Annotated in this window: 7 protein-coding genes and 2 tRNA genes; 5 read left to right on the forward strand and 4 right to left on the reverse strand. The window is 47.8% G+C overall.

Annotation, left to right across the window (positions count from 1 at the left end; translation table 11 throughout):
• The first annotated feature begins 6 nt into the window (after window positions 1–6).
• Together CSUNSWCD_RS11855 and CSUNSWCD_RS11520 are read left to right on the forward strand one after the other, a co-directional pair.
• Window positions 7–135 (forward strand): hypothetical protein, encoded by a 129-nt coding sequence (locus CSUNSWCD_RS11855; RefSeq protein WP_009493833.1) that lies wholly within the window; start codon window positions 7–9, stop codon window positions 133–135.
• A 63-nt stretch (window positions 136–198) separates the two neighbouring features.
• Complete coding sequence (locus tag CSUNSWCD_RS11520; protein WP_208853712.1) at window positions 199–513, forward strand: hypothetical protein; 315 nt, start codon at window positions 199–201, stop codon at window positions 511–513.
• Between the two features lie 97 nt (window positions 514–610).
• Here the strand turns inward: CSUNSWCD_RS11520 and CSUNSWCD_RS03240 are convergent, their stop codons facing one another.
• On the reverse strand, window positions 611–982 hold the full coding sequence (locus tag CSUNSWCD_RS03240) for a putative periplasmic lipoprotein (protein WP_034964222.1): 372 nt from the start codon (window positions 980–982) through the stop codon (window positions 611–613).
• A 65-nt stretch (window positions 983–1,047) separates the two neighbouring features.
• Window positions 1,048–1,176 (reverse strand): hypothetical protein, encoded by a 129-nt coding sequence (locus tag CSUNSWCD_RS11860; RefSeq protein WP_009493836.1) that lies wholly within the window; start codon window positions 1,174–1,176, stop codon window positions 1,048–1,050.
• Between the two features lie 113 nt (window positions 1,177–1,289).
• Between CSUNSWCD_RS11860 and CSUNSWCD_RS03245 the strand changes: the two genes are divergently transcribed.
• From CSUNSWCD_RS03245 to CSUNSWCD_RS03255, 3 genes are read left to right on the forward strand one after another with little or no spacing between them, the layout of a single operon-like run.
• Window positions 1,290–2,339 carry a dehypoxanthine futalosine cyclase gene (locus CSUNSWCD_RS03245; protein WP_009493839.1) on the forward strand — a complete coding sequence of 350 codons (1,050 nt, stop codon included), beginning with the start codon at window positions 1,290–1,292 and terminating at the stop codon, window positions 2,337–2,339.
• On the forward strand, window positions 2,339–3,562 hold the full coding sequence (locus tag CSUNSWCD_RS03250; RefSeq protein WP_009493840.1) for a M16 family metallopeptidase: 1,224 nt from the start codon (window positions 2,339–2,341) through the stop codon (window positions 3,560–3,562). Before CSUNSWCD_RS03245 ends, CSUNSWCD_RS03250 begins: the two co-directional genes overlap by 1 nt.
• Complete coding sequence (locus tag CSUNSWCD_RS03255; RefSeq protein WP_009493841.1) at window positions 3,552–5,468, forward strand: DEAD/DEAH box helicase; 1,917 nt, start codon at window positions 3,552–3,554, stop codon at window positions 5,466–5,468. The genes CSUNSWCD_RS03250 and CSUNSWCD_RS03255 overlap by 11 nt, the downstream gene beginning before the upstream one ends.
• Before the next feature lie 363 nt (window positions 5,469–5,831).
• On the opposite strand, the gene CSUNSWCD_RS03260 is transcribed toward CSUNSWCD_RS03255, so the two are convergent.
• Both CSUNSWCD_RS03260 and CSUNSWCD_RS03265 read right to left on the reverse strand, forming a co-directional pair.
• Window positions 5,832–5,906, reverse strand: a tRNA-Glu gene (locus CSUNSWCD_RS03260).
• Window positions 5,907–5,926: 20 nt separating this feature from the next.
• Window positions 5,927–6,002, reverse strand: a tRNA-Lys gene (locus tag CSUNSWCD_RS03265).
• Window positions 6,003–6,075 lie beyond the last annotated feature (73 nt).

Here is a 6,075-nt window from a genome sequence, read left to right on the forward strand (position 1 = left end):
ATATCGATGAAGCTTGCTGTGGATGCGTACTATACTGGAAATAAGGCTAAAGTCGTAGAGGTTTTGTTTGAAAACTTTAGCGACAAAAAGCCGCTCAAAATCATCTCAAAGGTGGTCGGCAACGTAGCGCCCTAAGAGAGCGGAAGTTTTTACAAAAGGGAGCTGCCGTGCATCGTCTTGCTTTTGCAGGATTTGGATGTGCGGGATATCTCGCTCATCGTGATCGACGGTTTCGTTTATCTTGATGAGGAGGGCAGATGTGGTCTGGGCGGGCATTTATACGAGCATTTGGAGCGTAGAGTGCAGATCGTGGGCGTAGCTAAATTGCCTTTTAAAGGCAGCTGTAAGCTTGTAAGAGAAATTTGCAGAGGCCGTAGTAAGAGGCCGCTTTTTGTTAGCGCTGTCGGTACCGACCTAGACGAAGCGGCGCGGCTCGTAAAGGGTATGAGCGGCGAGTTTAGGATACCTAGCTTGCTTAAAATTTTAGACGACGAGACTAAAACCAAAATTTAACTATTTTGTTGTGAAATTTAACTTGATTTTGATGTTGCTAGCTGGCCTAAATTTGAGGGGAAGTGCGATCAAATTTGACCTTGACCGCATTTAAATTTTAGTGTTTGTGATGAGGACAGGCGTGCGCTTTGTCGCTTGCGCTGCTTTTTCCGTGATGGGCGCAGCCTTTATCTTGCGCACATTCGTGCGCTTTCGCGTCGCATTTTGGGCATGGTTTTGATTTGGCGCTCTCGCCGCTACAGCCGAGATTTTTGTCTACCCCGTGATTTCCGTGATGAGGGCACTCTTTCATCGCGCCGTGAGACTGGGCGCAGTTAGCGTTTGCCATGCCGTTATGCGGGCAGCTTGCGTCTTTTATCTGCGTAGCGTGGCGATACTCCTGCGCGTTTTGCTCGGCTGGAGCTGGTTTGTTTGCCGTGCAGCCTGCAAAAACTAGCGCCGCAATCGCAGCTAAAACTAAATTTTTCATCTTTTCTCCTTTGATAAAATGTCTCGGAATTTTATCAAATTTAAGCTTTATAAATCGGGTTAAATTTAAAGGCCGCGGCAAATTTGACTCTGGGCTTTATATGTTCGACTATCTGTGACGGTGCGGAGCGTCGCAGCTAGCGACAAAAGGCCAAATTTTAGCTCGAGAGCGTCTTTTGCGGATTTTAAAATCATTTCTTTTCTTTGCGTATGCCGTAAAATAATGTCCGCAAGATGTTAAAAACGTGAATTTATCAAAGATAAAAGCGTTTTTCGCTAAACTCGCGTAAAAAATTTAAAGGAAAAATTTGACTAGACTAAGCGTAGACGAGGCGGTAAATTTGATAGAAAACGCCGATCTAAACGAGCTTGGATCGATGGCTCTAGCGCGTAAACGCGAGCTGCATCCAGACGGCGTCACGACCTTTATCGTGGATAGAAATATCAACTACACGAACGCGTGCTGGGTGGACTGTAAATTTTGCGCGTTTTACCGCGATCACAAGGACGAGGACGCCTACGTGCTCGGCTTTGACGAGATCGGGCAAAAGATCGAGGAACTCATCGCTATCGGCGGGACGCAAATTTTATTTCAAGGCGGCGTACACCCGAAGCTAAAAATCGAATGGTACGAGGATCTCGTGGAGTTTATAGCAAAAAAATATCCAAGCATCACGATTCACGGATTTTCCGCGGTCGAGATCGACTATATCGCGAGGATCTCGCGTATCAGCACGAGGGAGGTGCTTCGCAGGCTGCGAGAAAAGGGGCTCTACTCGATGCCCGGAGCCGGAGCCGAGATACTAAGCGACCGCGTCCGTGACGTGATCGCGCCTAAAAAATGCGACGTAGAAACCTGGCTACGCATCCACCGCGAGGCGCACGAAGAGGGGCTAAAGACGACTGCTACGATGATGTTTGGCACCGTCGAAACCACGGGCGAGATCGTGGAGCACTGGGAGCATATCAGGAGTTTGCAGGATGAGACTGGTGGCTTTAGAGCGTTTATATTGTGGAGCTTTCAGGGGCTAAACACGCGCCTAGCCGCCGAACATCCCGAGATCAAAAAGCAAAGCTCGAACCGTTATTTGCGCCTGCTTGCCGTCTCTAGGCTATTTTTAGACAACGTGCCAAATATCCAAAGTAGCTGGGTCACGCAGGGCAGCTATATTGGGCAGCTGGCCTTGCTGTTTGGCGCAAACGACCTAGGTAGCACGATGATGGAAGAAAACGTCGTCAAGGCCGCCGGCGCTAGCTACCGCATGAATCAAGACGAGATGATACGCCTCATCAAAGATATCGGCGAAAAACCCGCCAAACGCAATACCAATTACGATATTTTAGAAAGGTTTTATTGATGAAAATCATAAATTTAAAAGCCGCAAATTTACAAATCCCGGCTGTCTACGAGGCGAGCAAAACCCTGCCCGCCGTGAGCCTAAAGTTTATTTTCAAGGTTGCCGGAGCTTGCGTAGAGGACAAGGCGGGGCTAGCTAAATTCGTCGCGAAAATTTTCGACGAAGGCACGCTAAGCAAGGGCGCGGCTGGCTTTGCCAAAGAGCTTGAAACGCGCGCGATAAGCCTTTACGCGAGTGCGGGATTTGAGACGTTTGCGTTTGAGCTAAACTGCCTAAAGGAGCACTTTTCTTTCGCGCTTGCCAAGCTAAAAGAGCTTTTAGAGGAGCCAAATTTAAGCAAAAAAAGCTTTGAAAAGGTGCGAACTTTGACGCTGGGCGAGATATCGGGTAACGAGAGCGACTACGACTATCTAGCTAGAGTCGCGCTAAACGGGCTGCTGTATCCCGGTACGAATCTAGCAAGACCTAGCATCGGCACGAAGCAAAGCGTGGAGAGTATCACACTAGAGGACGTTAAAAACTTCATCTCTAGTAAGCTTGACCTGGTAAATTTATTCGTAGTGCTAGGCGGCGAAGTGACGCCTGAGGAGCTAAATTTAGACGAGATTTTAAGCTCGCTAAAGGCGGGCGAGCCGCGCGAGCTAAAGCTTCTTAAAACCGATGAAAAATGCGGCCAAAAGTCCATAATCAAGCCTAGCGAGCAAGCCTATATCTACTTTGGCGCGCCTTTTGACGTTTCCCGCGAGGAGCGGTATAAAGCCAAGGTCGCGACGTTTATTTTGGGCGAAGGCGGCTTTGGTAGTAGGCTGATGGAGGAGATCCGCGTGAAGCGCGGGCTGGCGTATTCGGCGTATGCTAGGAGCGAATTTGCGCTCAGCCACTCGCAAATTTGGGGATATCTGCAAACCAAAAACGAGAGCAGGAGCGAGGCGGTCGCAGTCGTGAAAGACGAATTTGCAAAATTCGTCAAAAACGGCGTAAGGGCAGGCGAACTAGCGCAGGCTAAAAGATTTTTGCTAGGCTCTCAGCCGCTACGCCAGGAGACGCTTTTTAACCGCTTAAACATCGCTCAGAGCGAGTTTTATAACGGCTTTAAACTAGGAAATTTTAAAGACGAGCTAGAAAAAATCTCAAAGCTAAAGCTTGCCGAGCTAAACGCGTTTATAGCGGAGCACGCGGAGATAGAAAAGCTCAGTTTTGCCGTGCTTTACAATGAAATTTGATGAAAAAGATAGAATCAATCTAAAAAAAATCGGCGTAACCACTCTGCTCGACCTCGCGCTTAAGCTTCCTAAAAGCTTCGAGGATACGAGCCTAGCCGCCGCGCCAAAAGACGGACACGTGAGCGTCGCCGTGGAGATAAAAAGCGCGTATCGCCAAGGCGGAATGCTACACGCCGTATGCTGGTGCGAGGCGTGGGAGCAAAATGTCAAAATCGTGGTTTTTAATGCCAAGCCTTGGCATCACGGCGCTTTTAAGGTCGGCAAAAGCGTATTTGTAAGCGGCAAATGCGCATACGCCTACGGCTCGTGGCAGCTAACAAATCCAAAAATCGTCACGAAAATAAACGAAATCATACCCAAATACAAACTCTCTCTCAGAGACGATTCGTTTAAAAATTTGATCCAAAAGTACGTAAATTTGCCCAATTTACTAGAGGCGGGACTCACGCCCAGAGAGGCCGAGTTCTTGCTAGATCTGCACAAGGGAGACGAAAAAAGCGTCCGGATATTAGATGCCCTCGTGCGAGAAAAAGCCGGCGAGGACGTGCTAAAATTCGTAGAAATTTATAACTACCTAAAAAAGCTAAACGCCAAAAAAACTCACTTTAAGGCGCCCAAAATCAAGCTTTTTGATATCTCGAAGTGGCTTAAAAATTTGCCGTTTGCTCCCACGGATGACCAACTGAATGCTATCGCTGATCTGCGTGCAGACTTTAGCGGCGAGCAGGCGGTGCGGCGCGTCGTGATGGGTGACGTGGGCAGCGGCAAGACTCTTGTGATGCTAGCCGCAGCGCTTAGCGTATATCCGAGCGCTGCGCTCATCATGGCGCCGACATCGATACTAGCCGAGCAAATTTACGCAGAGGCGGTGCGCTTGCTGCCGGATTTTATGCGCGTTTTGCTAGTTAAAAGCGGCGATAAACCCGAATTTGACGGTGTAAATCTCATTATTGGCACGCACGTTTTGCTGTATCAAAATTTGCCGGCTGCACCGCTTGTTATGATAGACGAGCAGCACCGTTTCGGCTCGAATCAGCGCGAGAAAATCAACGCTCTAGCTAGTGGGGAGCTTTGGCGAGACCCGCAGCTTGATGAAGCGGACGGCGAATTTGGCGGTAAATTTAAGGAGGGTGAGCAGTCAAATTTGACTGAAATCTCGCCCCAAAACCGGCAAACAAAAACTGCGGATGAAACTAGGGCTCACGTCGTGCAGTTTTCGGCAACGCCAATCCCACGCACGCTAAGCATGATACAAAGCAGCTTCGCGGAGTTTAGTTTCCTGCGGCAGATGCCATTTGAAAAACACATACACACGCAAATTTTACAAAGCGCTGACTTTGGCGAGCTGCTAACGCACATCAAGGCACAAATCGACAAAGGCAAGCAAGTCGCTGTGATCTATCCGCTGGTTGAAAGTAGCGAAAACTCGAACTATCAGGGGCTGGAGGAAGCGCAGGGTTTTTGGCGGGCAAATTTCGCAAACGTATATGTCACGCACGGCAAGGACAAAGAAAAAGAGCAGGTACTGCGCGAATTTCGCGAGCGCGGAGACGTGCTACTCTCGACGACGGTTGTTGAGGTCGGTATCTCGCTGCCGCGGCTTAGCACGATCGTGATCGTTGGTGCAGAGAGGCTAGGACTAGCGAGTCTACATCAGCTGCGCGGACGCGTAGGGCGAAACGGCGGGAGCGGATTTTGCTTTTTATTTACAAAGCTCAAAAATCCACCGTCGCGACTGATGGAGTTTTGCGAGACGCTGGATGGCTTTAAGATCGCCGAGATAGACCTCAAAAATCGCCAAAGCGGCGACATCCTAAACGGCGCGTTTCAACATGGTGCGACATTTGAATACTACGACTACGAAGAGGAAATCACGCAAGCGGCGAAGGATAGGCTTGGGATTTAGCTAAATTTGTCTTTGAGTCGGCAAAATTTGGCTGCCAACTTGAGTATTTCTCTGTTTATTTTTAAATTTGAAATAAAATCGGTAAAAATTTAAGTTTAGAAATTTATGATTTTTAAAATTTACTTGAAACAAATTTTAGAGATAGTTTTTTGGAGCTTTTTTAATCTAATTAAAGCTCTCATGTTTGCATGGTTTATTATTGTTTCTTTTTGCGGATTATTAAAAACAGAATTGGTGCAAAACTAAATGTTTGTGGTTATTGCTTTTTTGTAAAAGCTAGAAATATATTAATGTGAACTCATATTTAAATATGTTTTTTGTATAAGGCAATTTTAAAATTGAAGTAATAAATTTAAAGTAGATTGGTGACCCTTACGAGAATCGAACTCGTGTTACCAACGTGAGAGGCTGGTGTCCTAACCGCTAGACGAAAGGGCCAACAATGATAAAATAAATCGTGGTGCCCCGTGTAGGGCTCGAACCTACGACCCCATCATTAAGAGTGATATGCTCTACCAACTGAGCTAACGAGGCAAATGGCGCAGCGGACGGGGCTCGAACCCGCGACCTCCGCCGTGACAGGGCGGCATTCTAACCATCTGAACTA

This window comes from Campylobacter showae CSUNSWCD, from assembly GCF_000313615.1.
In the GTDB taxonomy this organism is placed as follows: Bacteria; Campylobacterota; Campylobacteria; order Campylobacterales; family Campylobacteraceae; genus Campylobacter_A; species Campylobacter_A showae_A.